The 25,521-nt window shown below is 59.1% G+C and carries 23 protein-coding genes and 1 tRNA gene; 18 read left to right on the top strand and 6 right to left on the bottom strand.

The window, feature by feature from the left end; translation table 11 throughout:
* Nucleotides 1-76 precede the first annotated feature (76 nt).
* Both ABAC402_RS25620 and ABAC402_RS25625 read right to left on the bottom strand, forming a co-directional pair.
* Nucleotides 77-982, bottom strand: coding sequence for an NAD regulator (locus ABAC402_RS25620; protein WP_031235262.1), 906 nt, complete (start codon nucleotides 980-982; stop codon nucleotides 77-79).
* Between the two features lie 4 nt (nucleotides 983-986).
* Entirely contained in the window at nucleotides 987-1,619 is a 633-nt protein-coding gene (locus tag ABAC402_RS25625; RefSeq protein WP_023448545.1) for a YfbR-like 5'-deoxynucleotidase, read from the bottom strand.
* Between the two features lie 108 nt (nucleotides 1,620-1,727).
* Between ABAC402_RS25625 and ABAC402_RS25630 the strand changes: the two genes are divergently transcribed.
* Together ABAC402_RS25630 and ABAC402_RS25635 are read left to right on the top strand one after the other, a co-directional pair.
* Nucleotides 1,728-2,552, top strand: coding sequence for a universal stress protein (locus tag ABAC402_RS25630; protein WP_023448546.1), 825 nt, complete (start codon nucleotides 1,728-1,730; stop codon nucleotides 2,550-2,552).
* A gap of 31 nt (nucleotides 2,553-2,583) precedes the next feature.
* Nucleotides 2,584-3,756, top strand: coding sequence for a 2OG-Fe(II) oxygenase (locus tag ABAC402_RS25635; protein ID WP_023448547.1), 1,173 nt, complete (start codon nucleotides 2,584-2,586; stop codon nucleotides 3,754-3,756).
* On the opposite strand, the gene ABAC402_RS25640 is transcribed toward ABAC402_RS25635, so the two are convergent.
* A complete protein-coding gene (locus tag ABAC402_RS25640; protein ID WP_023448548.1) occupies nucleotides 3,744-5,282 on the bottom strand; it encodes a tetratricopeptide repeat protein in 1,539 nt (512 codons plus the stop codon). The two genes, ABAC402_RS25635 and ABAC402_RS25640, sit on opposite strands and share 13 nt — an antisense overlap.
* Before the next feature lie 17 nt (nucleotides 5,283-5,299).
* Between ABAC402_RS25640 and ABAC402_RS25645 the strand changes: the two genes are divergently transcribed.
* Complete coding sequence (locus tag ABAC402_RS25645) at nucleotides 5,300-5,944, top strand: mismatch-specific DNA-glycosylase (protein WP_023448549.1); 645 nt, start codon at nucleotides 5,300-5,302, stop codon at nucleotides 5,942-5,944.
* A 44-nt stretch (nucleotides 5,945-5,988) separates the two neighbouring features.
* Here ABAC402_RS25645 and ABAC402_RS25650 read toward each other — a convergent pair whose 3' ends face one another.
* Nucleotides 5,989-7,761 carry a tetratricopeptide repeat protein gene (locus ABAC402_RS25650; RefSeq protein ID WP_023448550.1) on the bottom strand — a complete coding sequence of 591 codons (1,773 nt, stop codon included), beginning with the start codon at nucleotides 7,759-7,761 and terminating at the stop codon, nucleotides 5,989-5,991.
* Nucleotides 7,762-8,007: 246 nt separating this feature from the next.
* Between ABAC402_RS25650 and flbT the strand changes: the two genes are divergently transcribed.
* From flbT to ABAC402_RS25715, 13 genes are all read left to right on the top strand, one after another.
* Entirely contained in the window at nucleotides 8,008-8,412 is a 405-nt protein-coding gene (flbT, locus tag ABAC402_RS25655) for a flagellar biosynthesis repressor FlbT (RefSeq protein WP_023448551.1), read from the top strand.
* A gap of 33 nt (nucleotides 8,413-8,445) precedes the next feature.
* Nucleotides 8,446-8,841: a flagellar biosynthesis regulator FlaF gene (gene flaF, locus ABAC402_RS25660; RefSeq protein WP_023448552.1), complete on the top strand. Its 396-nt coding sequence runs from the start codon at nucleotides 8,446-8,448 to the stop codon at nucleotides 8,839-8,841.
* 299 nt (nucleotides 8,842-9,140) lie between these two features.
* Nucleotides 9,141-9,971 (top strand): flagellin, encoded by an 831-nt coding sequence (locus tag ABAC402_RS25665; RefSeq protein WP_023448554.1) that lies wholly within the window; start codon nucleotides 9,141-9,143, stop codon nucleotides 9,969-9,971.
* Nucleotides 9,972-10,314: 343 nt separating this feature from the next.
* Complete coding sequence (locus tag ABAC402_RS25670) at nucleotides 10,315-11,139, top strand: flagellin (RefSeq protein WP_023448555.1); 825 nt, start codon at nucleotides 10,315-10,317, stop codon at nucleotides 11,137-11,139.
* 114 nt (nucleotides 11,140-11,253) lie between these two features.
* Entirely contained in the window at nucleotides 11,254-11,595 is a 342-nt protein-coding gene (locus ABAC402_RS25675) for a flagellar protein FlaG (RefSeq protein WP_040409837.1), read from the top strand.
* A gap of 145 nt (nucleotides 11,596-11,740) precedes the next feature.
* Nucleotides 11,741-12,574 carry a flagellin gene (locus ABAC402_RS25680; RefSeq protein ID WP_031235267.1) on the top strand — a complete coding sequence of 278 codons (834 nt, stop codon included), beginning with the start codon at nucleotides 11,741-11,743 and terminating at the stop codon, nucleotides 12,572-12,574.
* 164 nt (nucleotides 12,575-12,738) lie between these two features.
* Nucleotides 12,739-15,735 carry a hypothetical protein gene (locus ABAC402_RS25685; RefSeq protein ID WP_023448558.1) on the top strand — a complete coding sequence of 999 codons (2,997 nt, stop codon included), beginning with the start codon at nucleotides 12,739-12,741 and terminating at the stop codon, nucleotides 15,733-15,735.
* 119 nt (nucleotides 15,736-15,854) lie between these two features.
* Nucleotides 15,855-16,544 (top strand): hypothetical protein, encoded by a 690-nt coding sequence (locus tag ABAC402_RS25690; protein WP_031235268.1) that lies wholly within the window; start codon nucleotides 15,855-15,857, stop codon nucleotides 16,542-16,544.
* A 15-nt stretch (nucleotides 16,545-16,559) separates the two neighbouring features.
* Nucleotides 16,560-17,009, top strand: a complete 450-nt coding sequence (locus tag ABAC402_RS25695; RefSeq protein ID WP_023448560.1) for a hypothetical protein — start codon at nucleotides 16,560-16,562, stop codon at nucleotides 17,007-17,009.
* Nucleotides 17,010-17,231: 222 nt separating this feature from the next.
* A complete protein-coding gene (ssb, locus tag ABAC402_RS25700; protein WP_023448561.1) occupies nucleotides 17,232-17,735 on the top strand; it encodes a single-stranded DNA-binding protein in 504 nt (167 codons plus the stop codon).
* A gap of 228 nt (nucleotides 17,736-17,963) precedes the next feature.
* Entirely contained in the window at nucleotides 17,964-20,756 is a 2,793-nt protein-coding gene (gene gyrA / locus ABAC402_RS25705; RefSeq protein ID WP_023448562.1) for a DNA gyrase subunit A, read from the top strand.
* An 18-nt stretch (nucleotides 20,757-20,774) separates the two neighbouring features.
* Nucleotides 20,775-21,254, top strand: coding sequence for a pantetheine-phosphate adenylyltransferase (coaD, locus tag ABAC402_RS25710; protein ID WP_023448563.1), 480 nt, complete (start codon nucleotides 20,775-20,777; stop codon nucleotides 21,252-21,254).
* A 124-nt stretch (nucleotides 21,255-21,378) separates the two neighbouring features.
* Nucleotides 21,379-22,257 (top strand): peptidylprolyl isomerase, encoded by an 879-nt coding sequence (locus ABAC402_RS25715; protein WP_023448564.1) that lies wholly within the window; start codon nucleotides 21,379-21,381, stop codon nucleotides 22,255-22,257.
* Nucleotides 22,258-22,442: 185 nt separating this feature from the next.
* Here ABAC402_RS25715 and ABAC402_RS25720 read toward each other — a convergent pair whose 3' ends face one another.
* Nucleotides 22,443-23,549 (bottom strand): Ppx/GppA phosphatase family protein, encoded by a 1,107-nt coding sequence (locus ABAC402_RS25720; RefSeq protein WP_023448565.1) that lies wholly within the window; start codon nucleotides 23,547-23,549, stop codon nucleotides 22,443-22,445.
* 390 nt (nucleotides 23,550-23,939) lie between these two features.
* Between ABAC402_RS25720 and hspQ the strand changes: the two genes are divergently transcribed.
* Nucleotides 23,940-24,269: a heat shock protein HspQ gene (hspQ, locus tag ABAC402_RS25725; RefSeq protein WP_023448566.1), complete on the top strand. Its 330-nt coding sequence runs from the start codon at nucleotides 23,940-23,942 to the stop codon at nucleotides 24,267-24,269.
* Nucleotides 24,270-24,457: 188 nt separating this feature from the next.
* Here the strand turns inward: hspQ and ABAC402_RS25730 are convergent.
* Nucleotides 24,458-24,534: transfer RNA gene (locus ABAC402_RS25730), tRNA-Lys, on the bottom strand.
* Between the two features lie 206 nt (nucleotides 24,535-24,740).
* Between ABAC402_RS25730 and ABAC402_RS25735 the strand changes: the two genes are divergently transcribed.
* Nucleotides 24,741-25,460, top strand: coding sequence for a hypothetical protein (locus ABAC402_RS25735; RefSeq protein ID WP_052025262.1), 720 nt, complete (start codon nucleotides 24,741-24,743; stop codon nucleotides 25,458-25,460).
* The last annotated feature ends 61 nt before the right edge of the window (nucleotides 25,461-25,521 follow it).

The following is a 25,521-nucleotide window of genomic DNA, read 5'->3' on the forward strand; positions in this document are numbered from 1 at the left end:
TTCGTGGGTTGGTATAAGTCTTTGTTTTATAGCGTAATTTGTCCGAAAAGTGGCGTCCACTTTATCGGATTGCGCTCTAAACCCTTGGCAGGCTCAGACCCGATGAGGGGCTGAAACGGAAGCGGTCGCGGTCGTAGCGGTAAAGTTCCGCCGGGCGGCCGCCGGTATCCTCGCGCAATATGCCCAAAGCCTCAACGAATCCTGTGCGTTCCAGGGCGCGCCTAAAGTTTTGTTTGTGGAGTTTAACGCCGGTCAGGGCCTCCAGCGATTTTTGCAATTCCAGCAGCGTGAACCGTTCCGACATCAGTTCGAAAATCACTGGCCGGTATTTTACCTTGCCGCGCAGACGTGACAGAGCCGTTGCCAGGATACGGCGATGGTCAGACGCCATGGGTTCGCCGCTGTGCGGTGGCAGGGCCCCGTGGCCGGCCTCGGCGATCAGGCCGGCCTCGTACAACAGCTCATAGCGATCGAGGACCCGTTCCTCATTCCAGTTATCGAAGTCGGTCGGCAGCAGGGTCGCCACACGGCTGCGGCGCAGATCGGTGTCCGCCCAGGCATCCAGGGCCGGGCGCAGGGCATCAAGCGCGGCATTGAGTTCGCCGCTGCGCCAATCCTCCCATGGGAAAAAGTGGTGGAACGGCACCCAATCGGCATTGATCCGGCCGGTGAAATCGCCATCCGGCGTCAGGGCCAGGTAGCTGATCGAAATGACCCGGTCAGCCCCTGCCACGGCCGTGGTCTCGCGGCCTTGGTCGCCAAAACTGTACAACTGCTCGACATAGCCGAGGTCGAAACCGGTCTGGTCGTGAACAAAGGCGCGCAGGGCGAGGTCGAAGGTCCGGTGGCTTTGCGGGGCGAAGGGACCGGACGGCAGGGCGCGGGCCGCGGCGCTGCCTGCCGGCAGGTTGAGGCACAAGACCATGGCCTCGTTGGCCCTGACCGTCACCACGACCGCCGATAACTCTATTGCTAATCCCATGTCGTCAGGCCTTCATTTGGCGGATGAGGGCATCGAACCGGGCCAGAAAGGCCTCGGACGCCGCTTTCGCAGGCAGGGGATCGAGGCGCAGTTTGTAGCCGTCGGGCGGTTCACCGAAATACTGCCGCGCCTCGGTATCGCCGAACCCGGCTAATTGCGTCGCTTCGAAATAGGCGCAGGCGTGATCGGCCTGCTTGATCAGCCTTTTGACCGCGGCAGGCATAAGGGCCGGAAGGCCGAAGCGAACATGGATAGCCTGTTCAAGGTGGGCTTCGAAACGCTTGTAATCCAGGCCCAGTGCGTTTTTGAACGGCGAAATCATATCGCCGATAACGTATTCCGGCGCGTCGTGCAGCAGGGCCATAAGTCGGTGCGGAACGTTGATCTTGGGGTCAATATGACCGCAGATGTCTTCGACGATCAGGCTGTGCTGGGCAACGGAAAAACCGTGCTCGCCCTGGGTCTGGCCGTTCCATCGCGCCACCCGCGACAGACCCAGAGCAATGTCGTCGATCTCGATATCGATGGCGTGGGGATCCAGCAGGTCGAGGCGGCGTCCCGACAGCATACGTTGCCAGGCGCGCGGCGCAGTATCGCGAACGGACTTTCTGGCGGTTTGGCGCTGTCGCGTGGACATAAGACCCTTCGTGTCATATGGGGATTTTATGGTCAGCCATGTATAGTGCGGGCCTTGACCGCCGTCGCGGTCTGATTCTTGTCTATGCACAAAAAAGCGGAGCCTTTTATGACCGATTCGAACCGCCAGGCGTGGTCGCGTATCAGCTTACCGGTCAGTGGCGCGGCCACCGAAACCATCGTCCTGGAACTGGGCGCGCAGATCGCCGCAGCCTTTGCAGCGCGATTGAACGTCTTGTTTGCGCCGCCGGATCCCGCCGAACTGGCACCCTGGCTGGGCGAAGGCTTCATGGGCACCGTCCAGATGTCGACGATTGACAGCTTGAAAGTCGCCGCGGAAGAATCCGAGGTGACCGCCCGGTCGCATTTCGATGCCGTTGCCTATGCCGCCAAGACCTTTACCGTTCTCCATTCGCCGGTTTGGCAGGACCTGGCGCTGGAAACACGCTTGTCGGACCTCGTGGTGTTCGGTGAGACCAGTGCCAAGGGCCAGGGTCTGCTGTCCGAAGCCTTCCAGCAGGTGTTGATGGAGGAGCGGGCGGGGGTGTTTATCGCCCGCAAGCCGTTCAATCTGGGCGGCACGGCCCTGGTTGCCTGGGACGGCAAGGAACCGTCGTCGCGCGCCGCGCGACGTGCTGTGCCTCTATTGAAAAAGGCCGGCAAGGTGGTGATTATCGGCGCGCCGGTCGGCGACAGCCCGGCCGACCTTCGTCGCCTCGCCGACTATTATGGCGCCCACGGCATTCTGGCGCAAACCGATCCTTTGCCAAAGGGCGATGTCGTCCCCCTGCTGCTTGACGCCAATGAACGCCATGGTGCCGATTTCATGGTCGCCGGGGCGTTCGGCCGGTCGCGTCTGCGCGAATTCGCCTTCGGGGGTACAACGCGTGCCCTGTTGCACAACACTTTGCTGAACCTTTACATGGCGCATTGAAAGCCGAAAAGAAGCCAGCTAATTTGGCGTCATGACTGTGCAATCTGATACCACCGAACATGTCCTGAGCGACACCATCGCCGATGTAGCGCCGCCACGCCCGGTGTACCGTAACCTGCTGACAGGCGATCCCGTTCCCTGGTTTCATCAGGTCAGCACCAGCCACCCGAACTATGCCTTTTCGTCAGTTGGTGGCCGTTATGTCCTGATGGGCTTTTTTGGCACGGCCGGCGACCCTGTGGTGCAAAATGCCCTGGCGGCGATCATGGCTAATCGTGGCCTGTTTGACGATGCCAAGATCTGTTTTTTCGGTGTCAGCGTCGATCCCCAGGACCGCGAGCAGGAACGGCTGAAGGAATACATGCCGGGCCAGCGCCATTTCTGGGACTTCGACGGCAATGTATCGCGCCTGTATGGCGCCCTGCCGACCTCGGGCCCTTTGGCGTATCGCCGGTTCTGGCTGCTGTTGGACCCGACCCTGCGCGTTCTGAAGGTCTTTCCGATTATGGAGGACGGCAGCAACCTGGCCACCCTGTTTGCGGTTATCGAGTCTCTGCCGCCGCCGGAGCGTTTTGCCGGAGTCGAAATCATGGCGCCGGTCCTCTACCTGCCCCGCGTCTTCGAACCAGAATTCTGCCGCAAGCTGATCAGCATCTATGAGGACGGCGACCACGAAGAAAGTGGCGTCATGCGCGAGATTGACGGCGTCACCAAGCCCGTTCACGACCATAGTTTCAAACGCCGCCGCGATGTCACCATCGAGGATCGTGAACTGATCAAGCAGCTTCAGGCGCGGGTCATACGCCGTATCGTCCCAGAGGTGAAGAAGATCCACAACTTCGACGCAACGCGCATGGAGCGCTACATTATCGGCTGCTACACCGAAGAGGACGGGGGCCATTTTCGTCCCCACCGCGACAATGTCACCAAGGGCACGGCGCATCGCCGCTTTGCCGTGACGATCAATCTCAACGAAGACTTCGAGGGCGGAGAACTCAGTTTTCCGGAATATGGTCCGCGCAGCTTCAAGCCGCCGGTCGGTGGCGCCGTCGTCTTCTCATGCGCCCTGCTGCACGCTGTGTCGAAAATCACCAGGGGCCGGCGTTACGCCTTCCTGCCATTCTTGTACGATGATGCCGCGGCCAAGGCGCGCGAGGCCAACAATGCTTATCTTGATCCTGATATGGAACCCTACAAGGCCTGAGCCAGGCCGGTAAGCTCATCGCGGACGTGCTCCAGGGCCGGCTTCCACTCGCCTGGGCCGGGCGTGTCGAAATAGCGGACTTTCGGATACCAAGGAAATGGTTCCATCCCCAGGCGCAACCAACTGTACCGACTGCCGATCAGCCAGGTACGCGCACCGCAGGCGGCGGCAATATTGGTCGTCGCGTTGGATGGCCCGATAACCACATCCAGCGCCGTGCACAGCGCCCCAAGATCGTCGAGATCGTCCTTCAGATTTACACCTTCTGGCGTGTGAACATCAAGGCCGGCAGCGCGTGCAGCCGCCATTTCGGGCGCAGAATCGCCGTACTGAATATTGACGAAGGTTATGCCAGGCGTGGCCAGAAGATCCTGCCACAGATCGAAGCCGGCAAAATGGCGGTCGCGCTCGGCGCCGGTTTTCAGGCTTTTCCATAGGACGCCTGCCTTGGGCTGGCTGCCCAGACGCGAAAAATACTGCCGCCACCATGCCTGGCGTTGCGGATGTGGCTTCAGGAAGGCCCTTGGATTTCGGAAATCTCCGGGCTCGCCCCGAAAGGTCGCCAGAAAATCGCCCAGAAGAGCATAGGAGTCGAAGGGTTTGGGGTCCAATTCCGGGAAGTGGCGGATGATGCGGGCATTGATTGTGCGGGTTTGATGCGCCACGACAGTGGCGTTGGGGAAGCTTCGGGAAAACAATGCAACCAGCCTTGGTTCAACCCCGATGCCCAACCGACCCTTGGGGCCGATGGCGGCTTCGATGTCCGGGAGCAGCGACCCAAACAGCACTTCGTCACCCAGGCCCTGTTCCGCCGAAACGAAAAGGTGTTTTCCACTCAAACCTTCGATGGCGGTCAGACGGGGCATTTTGAGGTCGTAATGGACCTGGCCGTTCGTGCCACGTTTGTGCCGTGCCTCGAACCACGCCCAGCCGTTCTTGAGGTCACCCTGCGCCAGGGCGGTGTGGGCGCTGACCAGGACGGCGCTGTTGCAGTTGCCAGGATTGCGGAACAGTTCGGCGCAGGTGCGGACATCGATCAGACCGGCCCGAAGGTCGCCAGCGTCGATCAGTGCGCAGCCGCGGTTGAACAGGGCATGGATATTGTCAGGATCTAACCTGAGGGATTCGGCGAAGAAGATTTGGGCCATGGCCGCATCGCCTTTCGCCGCCATCACACAACCCAGCCCCTCCCACAGTGTCGATTCCCCGGGCGATTGGCCGACGACGGTCTTGAGCAGATCGATGGCTTCGTCATAGCGCGACTGTTCGCGCAAGGTGGCGGCATAGGCGGTAACTGTGACGGTATCGCGCACCCCCCTGAGGATAAGGTGGGCCAGAATCTTTTCGGCCATGTCCCAAAGATGCAGGCGAAAAGCGAGGTCGGCGAGGTGGCGGGCGATTTCGATCGATTCCGGTTCCGCTATCAGTGCCTGCTGCCAGGCGTCGAGTGCGCCGGGCAGATCTTGATTCGCCTCGTGCTGGCGGGCCAGTTGCCAATAGTCGGTGCGGGCGGCGGCGGCGGTCATAATGTACGACTCTGGGTGTGCGACTTTGGGCGCGCGATTCGGGTGATTCGTCCTGTCTTGGGTTTTACGCCTTTGCGAAGGTATCGTCACCGGGTTCTTGCCATTCGCCGCGGACCACCTACATCCGGACCATAACTGAACTTGCGAAATTCGGCACCCTTCCGCCTGACCATTGTGTCCCCGATGTCCTGGCACCGGGCCTGAAAGTCGTCTTCTGCGGCACGGCGCTTGGCCGGGTGTCGGCTCAGTCACGTGCCTACTATGCACATCCCGGAAACTTCTTTTGGCGGACGCTGTTCGCAACCGGTCTGACGCCGGAGTTGATCGCGGCCAGGGACTATAGCCGCGTGCTGGAGTTCGGTATCGGTCTCACGGACTTGTGCAAGCTGCATTTTGGCAATGACAACCAACTACCGTCGATTGCATTCGATACCTCAGGTTTGCGCGGTAAAATAATGAAGGTTCAGCCGAAAATCCTGGCTTTCACCAGCAAAACGGCAGCTTCAACCTTTCTGAACCGGCCGACGGGTTTCATTTCATTGGGCTTTCAGCCGGATAAGGTCGGAGCAACGCGCATCTGGGTGCTGCCGTCCCCCTCAGGACAGGCACGACTCTTCTGGGACCAGGAGGTCTGGCAGCAACTGGCCGATGCAGATTTGTGAAACATAGTTCCCAGGAGCGGCGGTCCACTTTTGGGCGTGAGGCTTCAGTTCAGAAATTCCTCGATCAGGGCGTCACGCATGGCCTGCATCACCGGTTGCCAATCCAGCGCATTGTCGGCGAAAAACAACCGCGTATCGGCGTACCAGGGCAGTCGGCCGGTCCCAAGACTGATCCAGGTGTTGGCCAGGCTGGCAATCCAAATCTTGACGCCGGCAGCGGCGGCAATATTGCTGGTGGCGTTGGCCGGACCCAGGATGCAGTTCATTGCCATACACAGAGCACTGAGGTCGTCCAGATCGTTCTTCAGGTCAATGCCCGGCGGTGTCCAGATGTCCAGACCCAGGTTGCGAGCCTCTTCCATCTCGGCTTCGGTGTCGCCGTATTGCAGATTGATGAACTGGATGCCGTCCAGCGACAGGACTTCCTTCCAGTCGTCGAAGGGCGAGTAGTAGCGGTTGCGGCGCGAGTGACTGATGGCCGATTTCCACAGGACACCGACCTTGGGCTTGTCGTTAAGTCCACTGAGAATGGCTTTCCAATAGGCAACCCGCTCCGGATCGGGGCGAAAAAAGGTTTGGTGCTGCGTGAAGTCTTCGATTTTCGACCGGTACCGTGGCAGGAAATCGCACATAAGCGCGTAGGCATCCCAGCTTCCCCAGTCCTTGATATCCGGGAAGATACGTACCGTGTGGCCCTGGTGCTTGACGGTATGGTGGTGCACGACGGTGCAGTCGGGAAAACCCTTTTGAAACAGAGGCACTAAGCGCTTCTCGACACCTATTCCGACGTGTCCGGAAGGGCCGACCTCGCGGATCAGGTCAGGCAGCAGGCTGCCGAACATGATTTCGTCGCCCAGGCCCTGTTCGGCCGAAACGAAGATGCGCTTGCCCTCCAGAGGCATGTCAGAATCCCAACGCGGGCGCTGCACCATATAAACCGTATGTTCGGGCGTGTTTTCCTTGGTGCGAGCCCGATACCAGGTCCAGCCGTTTTTGAGATCGCCCTCGGCCAGGTAGGCAAACGCCATGCTCAGCTTACAGGTATAGACATTCATCGGGTCGGTGAAGCGGGGCAGGGCGTGATCGAAGTAACGGCGCGCGTCCTCGAACTGCCCCAGCGACGTCAGGACGTTGCCGTAGTTGTAGTTGCCGTGACAATGGTCAGGGTCGAATTTCAGCGCTTCCCGATAGAAGATACCCGCGGTTTCGGTATCGCCGCGGGCGTTAATGACCGTACCGATCGCGTTCCACAGTTGCGGGTCCTCCGGATGCGCCGCGATAGCGGTCTGCAGCACCTCAATAGCGCCGTCCAGATCGTTCTTTTCGCGAAGCACAGAGGCCAGGTTGTTCATAGCCTCCGGATGGTTGGGGTGACTGGCCAGAAAATGGAGGAAGAACTTCTGCGCCAGGTCGTTGAGGCTGAGCCGGAAAGCCAGGCGGCCAAGGTCGTTGGCGATATAGGCGTCTTCCGGAGAGATTCGCAGCGCCGTTTCGAAACAGGTAATGGCGGTTTTCAGGTCGCCCGCCTTTTCACGCGCGATTGCGAGGACGTGCCAGGCCTGCGCGCTCTTTTCATCGACATGCAGCGCTTTGAGAGCCAGTTCACCACCCTGGATCCAATTCCCCCGTTTGAACATCACCAGGGCTTCTTTGAGCAGGATCAGCGTGTCGATCTGCTTGATACGGTCGGTACTTGAGATGAGGCGTTTCAGCGATTCGGACGATGCAGAATCACCCAGGATTTGCGAAGCCGGATCGACCAGACCGGCGCCGACAAGTGGAACCGCATTTTCGGCTCCGAGCGGAATCGCTGTCACAACTGGCTTTGGTGCAAATACAGGGTTGCCCGTCTTTATGCGGGGATTTCTCAGATAGTTGGACACGACTCCTCCGCGCGCGCATTTCGTGTCATGGTTAATACGAGATTCGTTTAATTGGCCTTAAGAAATCCGTCCCATGTGGGCGCGTTACCGGCAGGCCGGCAACCTGATGTTAACTCCGTGTGATCTATAAGCCTTAAGCATAAGGTTTGCGGGTCGCACCAGCAGACCGAGAGAAAGTCAATGCCGTTAAAACTGTCGCTGAAGCCTGGGGAAAGATTCGTCCTGAACGGGGCCGTCGTGCAAAACGGCGACCGCCGTTGTTCTCTGGTATTGCAAAACAAGGCCTCCGTCCTGCGTGAGAAGGACATCATGCAGCAGGCCGAGGCCAATTCACCGGCACGGCACGTCTATTTCCCGGTGATGATGATGTACCTGGATGAAGCCGGCGCCGATAAATACTATGACGAATTCCTGCGCCGCATGACCGAGTTCATGAGCGTCATTGCGAACCCTTCCGTCCTGCAGGAATGTGTCGCCGTTTCCCGGTCGTTAATGACCAAGGAGTATTATAAGGCGTTGATGGGCTGTCGTAAGCTCATCGACTACGAAGACGAACGATTGGGGAGAACCACAGGCTCAGTGTGAGCTTAAGGTTCTGACGTAACAGAAAGAGTCCTGATGTCCCTTAAGGCGTACCAGACCACAGCCGCCCGTGCGGAGAATCCGCGTCAGACCGAATATCGCCTGTTCGGGCAGGTGACGCGCGCATTGATGGAGGCGGAAAAGATGGACCGCTCCCTGATCCGCGAGCGCATGGACGCCCTGGATTGGAATCGCCGCATGTGGTCCGCGCTGGGCGCGGATTGTTCCGTCGATGGCAACGGCCTGCCGGACATGGTCCGTGCGAACATTATTTCTCTGTCGATCTGGGTTAACAAGCATACATCGATGGTGATGCGGAACCAGGAAGAGATCGGTCCGCTGATCGAAATCAACCGCATTATCATGCAGGGTCTGGCACCGCAGAACGAAGACTCTTCCACCGCGCCGCGCCAGGTGGGCGGCGGATACTAGCCGACCACATTTTTTTGAGATTTGAAAGCCCGGTTTAAAAGCCGGGCTTTTTTGCACCTGGGGTCTGGTCAGAAATTGCCGGGCCGGGCATGTTTTGCCGTGCAGTGGTGGAACGACCGGAGCCACATAGCCTGATTCGACTCCTTGGCAAGGAAATTAAAATCAGCAATTTCAACGTCGTAAGATTCTATTTACCATAACTCTTCATTGGCATCGTGTTTGCTTTCCATCGGGTAGGCCAAAATGGCTACACGGCAAAATGTCCGCTTGAACCCGACCAGAATGGTAAGGAAAATCAAATGTCTCTTTCGATCAACACCAATAAAGGCGCCATGGTGGCGCTGCAAAACCTCAACAGCACGAGCAGCCAGCTGGCGGCGACCCAGACCCGAATTTCGACGGGCCTGAAGGTGGCGACGGCGAAGGACGACGGGGCAGCCTATGCGATTGCGCAAAGCCAACGCGCATCGGTGGCCTCGCTGGACGCGGTGAAGGACTCGCTGAACCGGGCTACGTCTTCCATCGACGTGGCCATGTCGGCGGGTGAAGGCATCTCGGACATGCTCACGCAATTAAAGGAGAAAGCGCTCGCGGCGTCTGACACGTCTTTGGACACCACCAGCCGGGATGCCCTGGCGTCCGACTTTGAATCGATCCGTGACCAGATCACCAAGACGATTTCGAATGCGGAATTCAACGGCATTAATCTGATTGACGGCAGCATCACCGGTATCGGTGCGCTGGCCAATGCCGACGGTTCGTCAACCCTGACCGTCGACACCGAAAATCTGAGCCTGGCAGGTACCATCGTTACCCTGGCCACCGACGCGACCTTCGCGACGGCGACCTCGGCCAACGGCCTGCTGAGCACGCTTGATGATTCGATCAGCAACGTATCGGCAGCTCTGGCCCGTATGGGTACCGATTCCAAGGCCGTTACGGCGCACATGACCTTTATTGGCAAACTCCAGGATTCGCTGGAAGCGGGTATCGGCAATCTGGTCGACGCCGACATGGCCAAGGAAAGTGCCAAGCTCCAGGCTCTGCAAACCAAGCAGCAGCTGGGCGTGCAGGCACTGTCTATCGCCAACCAGGCTCCGCAGACGGCCCTCAGCCTCTTCCGCGGCTAATCCAACTAACAGCCGGAGCGGTTCGCCGCTCCGGTTTTTCTTTGTTTATGTACGCAGAGCCCGGACATTTGTCCGGGCTCTTTTGTTGCCGGGTTGGCGTCCTCCAGAGGCCGAAGGTGAGTTTGCGGCAAAAAATGCCGGGTCGGCAATTATTGCCTGCGGTCGGCAAACCTTGCCGGGGCATCAGGTGTTCGACGTGCTTAAATTTGCTTTAAAAACAATTGCATGGATAATTTCCACATGGCTCGTCTGGTGGCCCGATATTTGCAGCGGTGTGCGTAGGCAAAATGCCACCGGTCGACAAAATGTCACCGGAAAATTCCAGAATGAAGGATTAGACTGAATGTCTAGCATCAATACTAATGTCGGGGCCATGGTTGCCCTGCAAAACCTGAACCGCACCTCCAGCGAACTGGCCTCCACTCAAAGCCGCATCTCGACCGGCCTGAAGGTTGCCAGCGCCAAGGATGACGGTGCGGCCTACGCCATCGCCCAATCCCAACGCGCCACTGTTTCGTCGCTCGACGCCGTCAAGGACTCCTTGTCCCGCGGCGTTTCGGTCGTTGACGTGTCGATGTCGGCCGGCGAATCCGTCTCGGACATGTTGACCCAGCTGAAGGAAAAGGCCCTGGCCGCTTCCGACACCTCGCTGGACACCACCAGCCGTGATGCCCTGAAGGCGGACTTTGACTCGATCCGTGATCAGATCACCAAGACTCTGTCGAACTCGACCTTCAACGGGGTTAACCTCGTCGACGGCACGAACACTGATATCGCGGCTCTGGCCAACGCTGATGGGTCTTCGACCATCACTGTTGCCGGCGAAGATCTGTCGCTGGGCGGTACCGTCGTTACCCTGGCCTCGGACGATTCCTTCGACACCGCGACCTCGGCCAACGCCCTGTTGTCGACGCTGGACGATTCGATCAGCAACGTCTCCGCGGCTTTGGCCCGTCTGGGTACCTCTTCGAAGGCCCTGGATAACCACATGACTTTCGTGGGCAAGCTCCAGGATTCGATCACCTCCGGTATCGGCAACCTCGTCGACGCCGACCTGGCCAAGGAAAGCGCCAAACTCCAGGCTCTGCAAACCAAGCAGCAGCTGGGCGTTCAGGCCCTGTCCATTGCCAACCAGTCCACTTCGACTGTCCTGAGCCTGTTCCGTTAATCGGAAGGAGGGGCGGTCGAAGGGCCGCCCCTCTCTCATTTCGCCGCGTAACTTCCGTTGCGCGCAGTTTTAGAAGGAGGGCGTTCGTGCCAAAGGGCCGGGCGTAAGATGGAGATGATCAATAATATAGTCAGTTTCCCCCAGTTGCCCGACGTGACTCAGGTCAAGCCGGTGTCGGATGCGGCCAAACCGGTTGCTGCTACGGAGCCGGCTTCCGCTCCCAAGGAGCAGAATCAAGGCAACGATCTGTCGCAAAAAGGCCAGGATAAGGGTCCGGCTCCGGAATACTCCCTGCGTCTGACCGTCGATAAGGACCCCAATACGGGGGACTGGGTTTACAAAGCGATTGATCGTTACACCGGAGAGGTGGTTCGTCAGTTGCCACGTCAGGAACTTCTCGACATGAAAAAGTCCGGTAACTATGAAGCCGGTTCCGTCATAAAAACAGACGTTTAGGCGTTCGTTCTAAGGTTTTAGATTGTAAGTTGTCCCCGTGCATTATCTTAATGTGCGGCAAAATGCGTTTGCGCTCGTTAACCCTTTGCTTACCATAACCGTTAAGACTTGTGTGAGTCGGCAGGTCCTCGGAGGTAAGCAAGCTATGGCTGCAAGCGTACATACCAACACATCAGCAATGATTGCGTTACAGAATTTGAACGCAACCAATCGCAACATGGATGAAGTTCAGAAACGGATCAGTACCGGTCTGGACGTATCCACAGCAAAAGATAATTCGGCGGTCTACTCGATCGCCCAGAGCCAGCGGGCCGATCTTTCCGGTTTGAACGCGGTTCGCGACAGCCTCAATCGTGCCAATTCCATTGCCGACGTTTCTATGGCGGCAGGTGAATCGATCTCGGATCTGATGAACCAACTGCGCGAAAAGGTCGTGGCGGGGATGGACAGTTCAATTGATACGGCGTCCCGTAACGCGCTCGACAGCGACTTCCAGGCCATTGTAAAACAGATCAAGCAAATCTCGGACAATGCGACCTTTAATGGTAGCAACCTGTTCGACGGCACGATCACGAATGACATCCAGTTCATTGCCAACGCCGATGCCGATGCCACGATTACGTTGTCCGTAAAGGATTTGACGTTCGGTGGCGCGATTATAACCTTGGCGACCAATGCAAACATTCTGACAGCGACAACTGCGACGGCGCTCCTCTCGAGTCTTGATACGTCGATTTCCAATGTGAACGCAGCCTTGGGTGAACTGGGCTCTCAAGCTCGCCAGATCGAGGGACATTTGTCGTTTATTGCAAAACTGGACGATGCGATCAGTTCCGGTATCGGCAACCTGGTCGATGCCGACATGGCCAAGGAAAGCTCACGGCTTCAGGCGCTTCAGGTACAGCAGCAACTGGGTACGCAGTCCCTGTCGATCGCCAACCAGGGTCCGCAGCAGATCCTGTCCCTGTTCCAGGGCTGATACAGAACCTTCACCGACTTCCGAACCCGGCGGGAAAAAGGCGAGCGCAGGCTCGCCTTTTTCTTTGGGTTGTATCGGGTAGACTCCAAACGTTTACGCTTCTTAAGCTTTGTTGCCGGATACTGGGGTAGACTCAACCTCTTGACCCGGCAAGAATTTCCCAAGTGATTTCGTTCGACAGCTCATTTCTGACGAGTTACTACAACGCCAAATCTGGCCTGGGGACAGGTGCGTCAGGTGGTTCGGGCCTTGTTCTGGGCAAGACGACGTCGCCGACGGGCAAGGCCGAGGCGCCGCGCACCCCGTGGGGCACCGGCTCAGGGATGATGGACGACAAGGCCCTGGTCAAAAACGTCCTGGCCGGTCAGCGTTTCATCCAGCCGAATGCCTCCGTATCCAATATCAATGGAGCCTCGCCAGACTACACCAAGCTGTTCACCCTGTACCAAGGTCTCAACGCCCTGGAGGGGCTGGCCCAGAAGGCCCAGGACAGCACCCTCAGCGACCTGACCCTTGCGGCCGTACGGCGTCGTTTCCAGACTGGCATGGGTGAGGTCCAGAACTACATCAAGGACACGAAGTTTGACCACATCAGCCTTACCGAAGGTACACTGACGGAAAAGCTGAAGAACGAAGTCGGGGTCGGGCGGACCAATTCGGCCTATGTTGGTCCGTCGATCCATACCGGTTCGGCCACCACCTCGGTCAAGGCCTTCGAAGGCGACGTCAAGTTCAGTATCGCGGTCAAGAAGATCGGTACCGCGACACCGTTCAATGTCGATATTGACCTGGCCGATATGTCCGGAACGCGATCAATGTCGAACGTGGTTGGCTTTATAAACTCCAGGCTGAAAGAGCAGGGCCTGGCGACCAAGTTTGTCGTCAACCGCACGCCGGCCGTCGCCGAGACGCAGGTGGTCAACGGCAAGACGATCACCCTGTCCAAGGGCGTCGACAGCTATGGTCTGAAGATCCAGGGCGTGTCCTATGAAGACATAACGATGAGCGCGCCGACGACGGCCGATGCCGTCTATGTCGTCCAGACCACGGGCGATCCGGAAAAGAAAACCGTCGTCAAGGATGACGCCGGGAAGACCAAAAAGGGCGAGGACGGCAAACCGGTCACCGAAGTCGGCAAGGATGTCAGTTCGCAACTGGTCAAGTTCCAGGCCGACGAAAGCGATCTGGTCGCCGATCCGTCGTCCAAGGTCGGAACCAAATTCTGGGTGGAGGGGCAGGAGGCCAATGTCGCCCTGTCGCCGAACATCACGGCTGTGCGTCAGACCGTGTCGGGCGCAGACGGTTCGGTCTACGTCCTGGCGGATGTCGAAGGCGACATCAACGGCCAGGCCATCAAGGGCAAACAGGACGTCGCCCTGATCAAGTACGACTCCGCCGGCAAGGTCGTCTATACCCGCACCCTGGGCGCGTCGGAAACAGCGTCCGGCTATGCCATGTCGGTGTCGGACGATGACCGCGTCGCCCTGGCCGGCTCGGTGACCGGCGCCTTCAACATATCCAAGACCGAAACCAAGACCTACGGCACCGGCGACAAGGCGACGACCGCCACCGTGACCACCAATGTCAGCACCAACGGTGTCAATGAGTCTCTCAGCGACAGCTTCGTCACCGTGTTTGACAAATATGGTGTCGAGGAATGGACCCAGCGCCGCGGCGCTACCCTGGAGGACCAGGCGACATCGGTCGCTTTCGGCGATGATGGTTCGGTCTATGTCGGCGGCAAGACCAAGTCCTTGGTGCCCGGCGCCAGCAGTGGCGCGGCTGGCGGCTATGATGGCTACATCATGGGATTTTCGAAGACCGGCGACGCCCGCTTTTCGGTTCAGACCGGAACGGCCAACAGCGACACCACCTCGCAGTTGGTCGTTGACGGGGACATAGTATACGCCGCCAGTGTTGAAGACGGCAATGCCATCATTCGCAGCTATGACGTCAGTTCGAGCACAACGACGACCGACGGCAAGACCACGACGACGTGGGCGGCAGATGTCGCCAATACCCGAAACCTGGGCGGTATCGGTGGCGGTAATATCAGCGGCTTTTCTCTGATCGACGGCAAGATCTATCTCGGCGGGTCCACCGGCAATGGCAAACTTATGGAAACCACAGCCAGTGTGACCAAAGGCTATTCGGGCGGGCAGGACGCCTTTGCCCTGTCGATCGATGCCGATCTGACCAACACCGCGGACGATAAGCTCGCCTATTATGGCGGTGCCGGCATCGAAAAGGACGCCAAGGTCCAGTTCGCTGACGACGGCAAGGCCTGGATCGCTGGCAATACTGACAGCGAGATCGCCGGGACGACGGCGACCAGCACGCGCAAGGGCGTCAGGGACGCGTTCCTGGCCAAGCTGGACATCGAAAACGGCGATGTCGAGTTCCAGAAACGTTACACCGGCCAGGACGGCGTCGTGTCGGCCAATGCGATCGCCATCTCCAAGGGTGGCTCCAGTGTGCTGGATCGCATGGGCCTGCCCCAGGGCGCCATCATGCAAAAGGACCTGGGTGTCGACGTCAAGGGCAGGATTGAAGCCAATACCCGTATCGTGTCATCGACGGCTGTCCGCACTGGCGATCAGTTTTATATGGTCGATCCGTCGTCGGGCGCCCGCAAGACCATCACCATTGATGCCGACGAAACCCTTGAAAGTCTGTCGAAGAAGATCGTCCGCGGCTCGGGTTACCGGCTCAAGGTCGACATCATGAAGATGACGGGTGAGCCGCTAAGCCAGCTAAACATCCTGCCATCGAACAAGTCCAGCAAGATGGAATTCGTCGCCGGGCCGTCCGGCCGTGACGCGCTGGAGGGCCTGGGCCTGGCGCCTGGGATCGTCTCGGCCGACGCCAATAAGGTGATGGACGCCAAGGCCAGCAACTATACCAAGACCCAGAAGATGATGGGGCTGGAATTTGACGGTTCGCTAAACCTGGCGACAGAAGCCAATGTCAAATCGGCCCTGGAGTCGCTTCAGGGGGTCATGAAGAACGTCCAGAAGGCGTACAACTACCTGAAGTTCGGTGATCCGCAGGAAACCGACGGCAAGAAAAAGGGCAAGTCGTCGGGGCAGGCGCCAGCCTATCTGACCAATCAGATACAGAACTATCAGGCCGCGCTGAACCGCCTCACCGGCGGCGGCTGAGTCCTGCGCTGATACTCTTGACAGCCGCACCATAACAAGGCCTTTAGTGAAACCTGACGACGGGCGAAGTTTGGCTTCGCCGCGTCGCGTGATGGCAGTTATCTCGGTGGGGGAAGGTTATGGCAATGAAGGGTAATTCACGCTGGCAATTCATTGCGATCGGCGCTGTGGTCGCCGTCCTCGCGGCCGTTGTTCTGGGGCTGGCGTTCAGCAAGGGCCATAAGGACGATCCCAAGATGAATGGCCAACTTCCGGGTATGGTCTTCAAGGTCGAAGACCCCAATCCGCAACTGGATCCCAAGAAACCTCTGCGCTGCTACGTCAATGGCGCCGATGTCGGGGAACTGACCCTGGCCGAATGTGCCAAGAAGAACGGTGTTGCCACGGGCGCGCTGGATGTTGGCGTCGACGACCAGGGCAATGTTACCGCCGCTCCGACGGGGTCGCTGGCGCCTGTGCCGGGTGCTCCGTCCTCGGCTGCGCCTGGAACTCCGGCCAAAGTGACGGAACCCGAACCCACCGAAGAGATCATTCCCGAAACGCCTCAGGCCACAGCCGGGCCGACAGCGCCTTGTTTGCGCTACAATTCCAACACATGGAACCGTCTGTCGGACAACCTGACTCTGGGTCAGTGCGTAAAGCAATTGTACGACGGCCGGTGCGTCTCGCCCGGCAATGCCTCCTATGGCCGCTGGGGTGACAAGACACTGCGCCTGGTGCCCAAGCGGGTTGAAGTTTCCGACGATAATGCCAATTTCCGCACCCTGGTCGAGCAGGGGCAAGGTTGCTCCGTGGCAACGGTGCCGTAGGAAGGAACAACGAGGATGAACTGGAAGCTGATGGCCATGATGGCCTTTGCGGCAACCGCCGGGCTTGGCCTGGCTGCGTGTGAGCAGCGCTTGAAGGCGCCATTCGAGGCGGGGACGTGTTTCTCGATCGGGCATCCCGCATCGGGCGAACCCAAGTTTAATGTTGTGGCCAGGGATGTGCCAAGCCTGGAGCATTGTGCCGTCCACATCTACAATTTGCGCCAGACCCGCCTGGCGACGGGTACAGCGGGTGAGGTGACCGAAGGCAGTTACGGCGGCAGCTTCCTGTGGGCCAACAATCGCGAAGTCCGCTATTCCCAGCACTACGAAGGCCCGCGTATGCCGTTCCTTGTCCGCGCTCCTGGCAATCGTCTCGTTCAACCGGGGGCGATCGTTGTCGAGGACACGGCACCGTCGGGGCCGGTCACCGTTGAAATGCCGGACAATCTGCCGAAAACCAACTGACCGAAAAATTCCGGCAGGTCCGCCGTTAGCGGGCCTGTTGACATTTGGGGAACAAAGTGAGAACAAGGGCTGTAAAGAAAGTGTTAACTCTCGCCGCGACCTGGCTGTAAAGCTTGGCTTGAGCGGGAGAAGTCTTTAATGTTCATCCCAACGAGTCGTTGCCGCTTCGTGCGCAAAATTGCGCCGGAAACCGTGCGGCAGAGAAAATAAAGGCGAAATCCCATGGCAGGCAGTGTCAACAAGGTCATCCTTATCGGTAATCTCGGCAAGGATCCGGAAATCCGTACCCTCAATTCTGGCGATCGTGTCGCCAATCTGACCGTTGCGACCTCGGAACAGTGGCGCGACAAAGCGACCGGCGAGCGCAAGGAAAAAACCGAATGGCATCGGGTCGTCATTTTTAACGACAATCTGGCGAAGATCGCCGAACAATATCTGCGCAAGGGCTCGACTGTTTATCTGGAAGGCAGCCTGCAGACCCGCAAATGGACCGACCAGAGCGGCGTTGAAAAGTATTCAACTGAAGTTGTGTTGCAGAAGTTCCGCGGCGAACTGACCCTGTTGGGCGGGCGCGGCGATGGCGGAGGCCGCAGCGAAAGCGGTGGTGGCGGTTACAACGAATATGAAGACAACGGCTACGGCGGTCCGCCGGCGTCGGCTGGTCAGAAAGCTCCGGCCTCGGGGCCGGCGCAGAATTTCGATCTGGACGACGAAATCCCGTTCTAAGGAAAGGCAGTCACTGTTCACGCATAACCCGCAGGGAATTGTCGGCACGACAGGCGAACACGTTGGTGAACCGCGGCCGGTAATCTCTCGCATCCCCCAAAGGCTGCCGAGACGTGACGGAAACGACCTGGGTTATGGCGTCCAGGTAGACCCGTAATCGCGACCGATACAAAAAGCCGATTTGTCCCGCCAAACCCTAAGCCCGACAACACCTAAGATAGCAGTTTCATGAACGATTCTACGAACGGCGACGCACAGCTTCCCGTACCTTCCGGTGGCGGTACGCCACCGCCTCCTCAAGGTATCGCTTACGTCAACATTGAGGACGAACTCAAACGTTCCTATCTCGACTACGCCATGAGCGTGATCGTTTCGCGCGCACTTCCCGATGCTCGCGACGGCCTGAAGCCGGTTCATCGTCGTATCATTTATGCAATGCACGAGGAGGGAAGGACCTCCGACAAGAAGTATGTCAAATCGGCCAACATCGTCGGTGACGTTATGGGCCGTTACCACCCGCACGGTGACAGCGCCATCTATGACGCTCTGGTGCGGATGGCCCAGCCCTTCTCAATGAGCCTGCTGCTGGTCGACGGCCAGGGCAATTTCGGTTCGGTCGACGGCGACCCGCCTGCAGCCATGCGCTACACCGAAAGCCGGATGACCAAGGCCGCCGAAGCGCTGGTCGCCGATATTGAAAAGCAGACGGTCGATTTCCAGGATAATTACGATGGCAGCCGTCGCGAGCCGACCGTGGTGCCGTCGCGGATTCCAAACCTCTTGGTCAACGGCGCTGGCGGCATCGCCGTCGGCATGGCGACCAATATTCCACCACACAACCTGGGTGAAATCGTCGACGCCTGCCTGGCCGTATTGGACGATCCTTCGACCTCCCTGGAAGACCTGCTGAACATCGTGCTGGGCCCGGATTACCCGACCGGTGGCGAGATTCTGGGTCGTTCCGGGGCCCGACTGGCCCTGATGACCGGCCGTGGCTCGGTGGTTACCCGCGGCAAGGCCACTATCGAAACGATCCGCAAAGACCGCGAAGCCATCATTGTCACCGAGATACCATATCAGGTGAACAAGTCGTCGATGATCGAACACATCGCCGAGTTGGTGCGCGACAAACGGATCGAGGGTATTTCCGACGTTCGCGACGAATCTGACCGGCAAGGGATGCGCGTGGTCATCGAGTTGAAGCGCGAGGCCTCGGGCGACGTCATCCTGAACCAGCTCTACCGCTTTACTGCGCTGCAAACTTCTTTCGGCGTCAACATGCTGGCGCTGGACCATGGCCGGCCGCAGCAGATGGGTCTGCGCCGGTTGCTCGACATCTTCCTGGAGTTCCGCGAAGACGTTGTTGTCCGCCGCATCCGCTATGAGTTGAACAAGGCGCGCGACCGTGGCCACGTCCTCGTCGGCATGACCATCGCCGTCGCCAATATCGACGAGGTCATCCACATCATCCGGTCGTCGGCAGACCCGAGCGAGGCGCGTGAGCGCCTGTCCGCCCGGACCTGGCCGTCGGGCGACATGGCGCCGCTGATCGACCTGATCGCCGATCCGCGATCGATCGTGCTGGAAGGCGCGCAGGTCCGCCTGACTGACGAACAGGCGCGCGCTATTCTGGCCCTGACCCTGTCGCGCCTGACCGGGCTGGGCCGTGACGAGATCGGGGACGAAGCCCGGTCTCTCGCCAACTCCATTGCCGGGTACCTCGAAATCCTGTCGTCGCGCGAACGTGTGCTGAGCATCGTGCGTGAGGAACTGGTCGAGGTCAGGGCACAGTTTGCCGTCCCCCGCCGTACACAGATCGCCGAATCCGAAGGCGATATTGAGGACGAGGATCTGATCCCACGCGAGGACATGGTCGTCACCGTAACCCATTCGGGCTATGTCAAGCGCACACCCTTGTCGATGTACCGCGAACAACATCGCGGCGGCAAGGGCCGCTCCGGCATGGCCATGAAGGACGAGGACGCCATTATCGGCGTCTATACCGCTTCGACTCACCAGCCGATGCTGTTCTTCTCGTCGACTGGCAAGGCTTTCAAGCTGAAGGTATGGCGTTTGCCGGTCGGCAATCCGCAGTCCAAGGGCAAGGCCTTCGTCAATCTGCTGCCAATCGAACCGGGTGACAATATCAGCAACATCCTTGCCCTGCCCGAGGAAGAGGCCGCCTGGGACAAGCTGGACATCATCTTTGCCACCCGCTCGGGTGATATCCGCCGCAACAAGCTTTCGGATTTCGTCAATGTCAACCGCGCCGGCAAGATCGCCATGAAGCTGGAAGACGGCGATGCTATTGTCGGGGTTGCGGTCTGCAGTGACGACCAAGATGTTCTGCTCTCGACCTCGGCCGGCCGTGCGATCCGTTTCGCCGTGGATGAAGTTCGCGTCTTCAAAGGGCGCGATTCTACCGGCGTCCGTGGTGTGCGCCTTTTGGGCGACGACATGGTCATCTCCATGGCCATACTGAAGCGGTCTGATGCGAATGCGGCCGAACGGGCTGCCTACCTGAAACGGGCCAACGTCGAACGCGCTGCCCTGAACGGCAATGGCGAAGACGAGGTTGTTGTCGCGCTTGAAGACGACGCCGAAGAGGTGGTGGACGACACCCAATTGACCGATGATCGTTTTGGCGACCTGAAGGGCCAGGAAGAATTCATCCTGACGATTTCGGATATGGGCTTTGGCAAGCGCACGTCATCGTTTGAATTCCGTCGTACCGGCCGGGGCGGGCAGGGTATCGTCGCCATGGACATGAGCAAGCGCGGCGGCAAGTTGGCCGCCTGCTTCCCGATCGAGGCGACAGACGGAATCCTGCTGGTGACCCAGGGCGGACAGTTGATTCGCACCAGTGTGCGGCAGGTCCGCATTGCCGGCCGCAACACCCAGGGCGTAACGATTTTCCGTACGGCGGGTGGTGAGCGCGTTGTGTCGGTTGAGCGACTTCCGGACAGCGGCGAGGATGAGGCCGGAGCGGACGAAGCGCCGGTGATTGGCAACGAAACCTAGATTGAGGACAAGGGGCGCATGCGGGTAGGGCTTTATCCGGGGACTTTCGACCCCATCACCAACGGCCATACAGATATCATTGGGCGAGCGGTCAAGCTGGTCGACAAGCTGATCATTGGTGTGGCGTGTAATCCCGGCAAGGGGCCGATGTTCAGCCTCGATGAGCGCGTCGAGATGATCGCCGAACAGACAGGGCATTTGCGCAATATCGAGGTCCGGCCGTTTTCCAGCCTGCTGATCCACTTCGCCCAGGAGGTCGGCGCATCGGTCATCATCCGGGGCCTGCGCGCCGTCGCCGATTTCGAGTACGAGTTTCAGATGACGGCGATGAATCAGCAACTGAACCGCGAAATCGAAACGGTTTTCCTGATGGCCGACCCGCGTCATCAAGCCGTCGCGTCGCGTCTGGTCAAAGAAATAGCTCAATTGGGCGGCAGTATCCGACCGTTCGTGGCGGAAAGTGTTGAAAAGCGCCTCCTTGCCAAGGTAAGAAGCTAAAGGCCCGTTGAAAAATAGCTGGAGCGGCTCACGTCAGAATTTGCAAGCGATCTTGAGATGGCAACCCATGACGTGAAGCCGTTGTTTTTCAACAAGCCCTAAAACAGTTGCAGCGGGACAAAATATGTCAGTTTTGAAAAAGGCGCTATTTGTGGGGGCGGCGGCCTTTGCGGCTCTGGTTGGCGGAGCGGGCATGGCCGGCGCGCAGACCCTGGAGCCGGGGTACCGGCTTCTGGATGCGGAAAACACTCTGGTGATCGACACCACCAAGGGCCGGGTGATCGTCGAGATGTCGCCGCAACTCGCACCAGGCCATGTTGAGCGCATGAAGACCCTCACTCGTCAGCATTTCTATGATGGCTTGATTTTCCATCGCGTCATGGAAGATTTCATGGCGCAGACCGGCGACCCGCAAGGCACAGGCCTGGGCGCTTCGGAATTGCCGGACTTGAAGGCCGAATTCAGCACGCGTCGTGACGCCAGCTTCCCGATGGTTGTGGCCGCCCAGCCGGTCGGCGCCCAGGTCGGTTTCCTTGGCGCCATGCCGGTAAAGTCTCAGGTTAACGAACTGATGGCCATGTCTGCCGACGGCAAGGTCAAGGCCTGGGGGTTATTCTGTCAGGGTGCGCTGGGCATGGCGCGCGATTCTCAGCCCGACTCCGCCAACAGCCAGTTTTTCCTTATGCGCGGCGCCAGTGCCTTCCTTGAAACCCGCTATACTTCGTTGGGGACGATCGTTTCCGGGCTCGACGTGGTCCGTAAGCTGAAGATCGGCGAACCGCCGGTCAACCCCGACAAGATGCTGAAGGTGCAACTCCTGGCCGACATGCCGCAAGAAGAACGCCCGCAATTGATTGTTATGGATACAAGTTCACCGCAGTTCAAAGCCGTCCTCGATGGCGTGCTGAAGGAAAAGGGCGATGGTTTCTCGGTCTGTGACGTAACCGTTCCAGTTAAGGATCTGGCGCCGCCCCCCGCCGCCGCACCGGTCGCTTCAAACTAAGCTTGCCAAAAAGGCGGATCAAAGCGATCCGCCTTTTTCACGCCTAGGCGTGACAAATCCCCTTGATGATTTTTGCTTCGCATAGTCGGCGAGTGAAAATCTGCAGAGATGCATCCCACGAAGACGAGACGAGAGGATACTCACCGCCTCGCCACGCGAACAACCGTCCTTTGCCTGAGAGATGTTTACTGGGCTGCCTGGGCTTTTCCGGGACGGCCGCGACGGCGGCGGCGCGCCTTCGGTTTGGCCATCGACAGCAGCAGCCCTTCGCGCAGACCGCGGTCGGCCACACGCAACCGGGTACACGGCCACTGGCGCTGGACGGCTTCGAGGATGGCGGCGCCGGCCAGGACGAGGTCAGCGCGGTCGCGTCCGATGCAAGGTTCCAACTCCCGCCCGGAGCGTCCGATTTTCAACAGGCGGTCGATCACCGTGCGGCAGTGACGGTGCTCCATCCAAAGACCGTCGACCTGGGAGCGGTCATAGCGCTCGAGGCCGAGATGTATACCGGCCAGGGAGGTAATGGCGCCGGACGTGCCGACGATGTAGGCTTCGCCAGCGGCGAAATGCGGCCGTAGCCCGTCCGCGGCGCTGAAATTATGCAGGCGCTGGCCGACCTCAGCGACCATGGTCTCGAACCAGGCTTCAGGATCGCCGGTCTCCGGCTCAGGGAATCGTTCGGCCAGGTTGACGACGCCGACCGGCAGGGAAATCCAGTGGCGCGGCCGCGGCATATGCCGTGTCATGTGCAGGGTGCGAAGTTGGGCATCCAGTTGTGAACCATCGCCTTGACCTTCGCCGCGCTCGCCCAGTTCGACCCAGCTCAGCTCTGTCGAACCGCCGCCGACGTCCATCACCAGGGCGGTGCGCGCCACTGGAACGAGGTCGCGGCCATCCAGTAAGGAGGCGCAGCCCATGACCGACAGGTGAGCTTCTTCCTCGGGGCTGATTATGGTCAGTTTCAAGCCGGTCTCACGCTCGACTCGGGCAATGAAGTCGCGGCCGTTGCGCGCAATGCGGCAGGCCTGGGTCGCGACGGCGCGAATCCTGGCGGCGCCGCGTTTCTCAATCTTCTCGGCACAGATTTTCAGCGCTTTCAGCGCCCGGTCCATGGCGTGGTCGTGGAGACGTCCGGAATGGGCCAGGCCTTCGCCGAGACGCACGATGCGCGAAAAGGCCTCGACGATCTTGAACTGCGAATTGTGGAAGGAGGCTATCATCAGCCGGCAATTGTTGGTGCCAAGATCGAGCGCTGCATAGATACCGCCGTCGCGCCCGCCCTTGGCCCCCAACTCACGACTCCGCGAATCGGGGCGCCCCGAATCGTGACGTCCCGAATCGTGACGTCCCGAATCGTGATGTCCTGCATCACGGCGCCCTGCGGCGGTGTTTCGCCGCATATGTGAGGGAGCCCCGGTCATGGCTCATACCCCGCTCGTGGTCGGATGCCCGCGGCACCCCTTCTCGTTCACCTTAGGGCGCAGAGGTTACAAAGCCAACCGTTTTTTGAAAGATTATGAGATTCAGCAGGATAGGACTGGTTCTTCAGAGCTTTGACCTTAACCATAGTCCGCCATTCATGAAAATGAAAGAAAGGCGACAACCGAGTGGGGAAGGCGCATGAAATCTGCGACCGACCGGGTGCACTATGGTCTGGCTCAGGGGGAGTACGGGTTCCAAACATGCAACAACAGCGCGCAAAATTTGGTATCGGTCAGATTGTGAAACACAATCTGTTCGATTTCCGTGGCGTCATTTTCGACGTCGATCCGCAATTCGCCAACACGGACGAATGGTGGGAAGCCATTCCCGAAAGCGTGCGCCCCAGCAAGAACCAGCCGTTTTATCACCTGCTGGCGGAGAATGGCGACAGTTGTTACGTCGCCTATGCCTCAGAGGGCAACCTGTGCTCGGACGACACCGGCGCGCCGTTGCAGCACCCTCAGACCGGGCTTCTGTTCGATCGTTTCGAAAACGGCCGCTATCTGCCGAAAATGCGCCTGGCCAATTGAGCCATAAAGCTTTGGAGATGGCCTGATTGGTCGCCAGGTAAAGCCCCTGCCCAACCCATGCTCACGATGGACCAACATCTGGCGCCGCCCCGCCGGTCAGGTTCCGCCCGGTTACAACTGGCTACAAATTGTAGGGATTAGATATCGTCTTTGCCATGATTATGTCACGCAAGCCGCCTTAGTTGGCTTGGTGAGCCCGCTGGGACTCGAACCCAGGACCCTCTGATTAAAAGTCAGATGCTCTAGCCAGCTGAGCTACGGGCTCATGCCAAAGACGTAACGGCTTGACCCGGAACCGAAAAGGGTGGATCAAAACGTGGACGATTACATAGAGGGGAGTTCTGCATTGCGCAAGCGCGCGAACTGTTTTTTGTGTATTGTTTTTTTATGCCCCAAAGCTGCTAAAAAAGCAGCTGGGTTGGAGGCGGGTGTATGAACTTACAGCCAGATCAGGCTAACGGGGGGCGAATTATGATTCGACGACAGGCCGGCAAGTTGGCGGCATGCGTAGTGGCTTCCGCGCTGACACTTTCTGCGTGTGCGTCCTCACCGCAATATCCGGTGAACACCTCGGCACCGCGCGAAGATGGGCGCGGCCGCGAACAGCCCGCCAACGACCGGATGCGGTCCAGCTCCGAGAAAAATAACGATTGGGGCGATGCCTTTACGGCCCCGCTGGAAGACTTCAACCTGAAGCGTCAGGACATTCCTGAAATCCTGCGAAGCGCCGTCCTCAAGCCGTACGACCTGACCGGCATGGATACCTGCGAGGCCATTGCCTCCCAGGTGGTCCAGCTTGATGCCCTGCTGGGGCGGGATTTCGATGAACCGCCCCCGCCGAAGGACACTCGCTCCAACTCGGAAAAAGGCAAGGCTTTCGCCAACGAACAGGCTGTAGGTGCTGTGCGTGGCGCAGCGCGCGGCATCGTTCCGTTCCGCGGGGCGATTCGCTATCTGTCGGGCGCTGACAAGCACCAGAAGCAGATGGACAACGCCATTCAGGCCGGCAAGGTTCGCCGGGCTTATCTGAAGGGTGTCGGCATGAACAAGAACTGCGCGCCACCGGCAGCGCCGTCGTGGTTCAAGCCGCGCGTCTATGTCGAGACCTATGTCCAGCCGTCGAAACCGGCGGCTCAGGCACCCGGCAAGAAGCCGGCGCCGAAAAAGCGGACCAGCAAGAAGCACAGATAAGAAAAAACGGCCGGGATTGCTCCCGGCCGTTTCGCCTTGTTGTTACGCTGGCCCGTTAAGC

It is taken from the genome of Asticcacaulis sp. AC402, from assembly GCF_000495835.1.
Classification (GTDB): Bacteria; Pseudomonadota; Alphaproteobacteria; order Caulobacterales; family Caulobacteraceae; genus Asticcacaulis.